Origin of the sequence: Bacillus sp. C30, assembly GCF_040838255.1 — a bacterium.
In the GTDB taxonomy this organism is placed as follows: domain Bacteria; phylum Bacillota; class Bacilli; order Bacillales; family Bacillaceae_G; genus Bacillus_A; species Bacillus_A mycoides.
In genome coordinates this window covers 1-2,408 of record NZ_JBFPJH010000440.1, presented here as the reverse complement: position 1 = coordinate 2,408, position 2,408 = coordinate 1, and the positions used below count along the sequence as shown (strand labels likewise).

Below are 2,408 nucleotides of genomic sequence, written 5' to 3'. Positions count from 1 at the left end.
CCTTAAAACAAAATATAAAAGATATAAACAAACGTAATAGTAATGAGAATAACACTAAACTTGAGGAAAACATTAAAGAAGCTGACTTTGTTGCGCACTGGGTACCAGAACGTTTTGTTTCTTTAGTTAGCTCTTTTTACAGTGAATCTAAAACAATTTAAGAACTGTGGAAGGTCGTAAGACAGTGCAATAAAGTTACAAACTTCTCCACAGGTAATAGAGCATTTACTAAAGACCAGGAGCTAACTATTAGCTTAAAAGCTATTAAAGAGTTTGTTATGAAAATTAAATCTGGAGTAAAAATGAAGAAAGGTACATTCGCTTATTTCAACGGAATTGTAAATAACTTAATGGATAAGTTTTATTTTGATCATACTTTCATGACAATTTAACATGAAATCTAACTCCGTATAACTAAATATTGTAACCTTCCAATGCGAACAAGCATACATTGCACTATCTACAAAAAGGAAGTGATTACAATTAAAAAGCTTATTGCCATAACACTATCACTGGGGTTATCAATTTTTTCATTTGGCTCTTCTCTACATGTTCAAGCTGCTACTAAGTCATCTGTCAAAGATTCCATCATGCAGTCACTTGAGCGAAATACTAATTTTACACCAAACGAAGTTCTTGTAAAATTCAAAGATTTTAATAACCCCGAAAACTTAAAACAACTACAAAATCATTTTTCATTTGAGGTGCAAAATACTTTTCCGCTACCTCAAATACAATTAATCAAATTTCATACAGACATTAACATGAAAGAACTTATACAAAAACTAAACAAATCACCTAATATTGAATATGCTGAACCTAATTATATCGTATCTCCTGCAGCCAATTCTAATGATAGTTATTATAACTCTTTGTGGGGATTAAAAAATATTGGTCAAAATATCCAAGGTAGTGTGGGGTCACCTAATATCGACATTAATGTAGAAGAAGCTTGGACTAAAACAGAAGGATCCTCAAATATAACCATTGGTATTATCGACACAGGAATTGATATCAATCATCCTGATTTAAAAAATAACATTTGGAAAAATCCAGATGAGATACCTGGTGATGGCATTGATAATGACAATAATGGTTATATTGATGATATCTACGGCTGGGATTTTGTAAATAACAATAATAGTGTATATGACGGAACAGGAGATTCCCATGGTACACATGTTGCTGGGACAATCGCAGCTGTAAAAAATAATACCATTGGTGTTGTGGGTGTCGCACCACAAGTCAAAGTAATGCCACTGAAATTTTTAGGTACCAATGGTGGGACTATTTCAAATGCTATTAAAGCCATTGAATATGATAAAAATAAGGGTGTTAAAATCACCAATAACTCCTGGGGAGGTGGCGGATTTAGTCAAGCCCTCTACGATGCCATTCAACAATCCAACTCACTCTTCATTGCTGCTTCGGGAAATAATGGAAACAACGCAGATCAAACACCTATGTACCCTGCCGCATACAGCCTTTCCAACATTCTCTCTGTCGCTTCCATTACCAACAAAGGCTCTTTATCTTCCTTTTCAAATTACGGAAAAACTTCCGTAGATGTGGCAGCACCAGGCACTGATATCTTAAGCACACTTCCAAATAACTCCTATGGATTTTATTCTGGAACTTCCATGGCAACTCCTCATGTGTCTGGTGTAGCAGCATTGATCCAATCTGCCTACCCTTCCTATAGCCCTACCGAAATTAAAAACAAAATAATGAATAATACCTCGCCTCTCTCAACATTAACGAATAAAGTCTTAACAGGCGGTTTAATTAATGCTGGAAAAGCTCTTCAAACATACCAACCTATCTCTTATGAAGCCGAGCCTAATAATGATATCGCCAGTGCAAACTCTCTACCTTTCAATACGCCTCTTAATGGTTCTTTAAATCAAAATGATGCACAAGACATATTTAAAATAGATGTTCCTTCAAAAATGGATCTTTCAATTTCTGTACAAAACAAAAACAACATTGGATTAAGCTGGATTCTTGTTCCTGCTTCTTCTCCCTCCGTATATGTATCCTATCCATCTACTAGTAATAACAATATCCTTGCAAGTACCTACATCGCTGAAAAAGGAACATATTATCTCATTATTTATAATTATGATTCTCAACCTGGACAATATGAAACTCTGATCAAATAAACATTTCTAAATTATGATAAAAACACCAAAAAAATATAGATGAAACTGACTTCTGGATGTGATCAGAGAAAACCTTACAATTCCCTTCTTAAATTGGTACAATCCACTTAATTTACGGGAGCGATTGTATAAAGGCTGTTGAATCTATATGTTAGATATTTCCATTTATTAAGCAAAATGATTAATCCTATATTAAAGACATTATCTAAAATTTCTTAAAAAATACCATATTGGAAATTTATACTC

Annotated in this window: 1 protein-coding gene and 1 pseudogene; both read left to right on the top strand. The window is 33.7% G+C overall.

What is annotated here, in order from left to right; translation table 11 throughout:
* Nucleotides 1-392, top strand: a pseudogene (locus AB3X49_RS21445) (helix-turn-helix domain-containing protein); the annotation flags it as partial.
* Nucleotides 393-473: 81 nt separating this feature from the next.
* Nucleotides 474-2,162 (top strand): S8 family peptidase, encoded by a 1,689-nt coding sequence (locus AB3X49_RS21440; RefSeq protein WP_367964608.1) that lies wholly within the window; start codon nt 474-476, stop codon nt 2,160-2,162.
* The last annotated feature ends 246 nt before the right edge of the window (nt 2,163-2,408 follow it).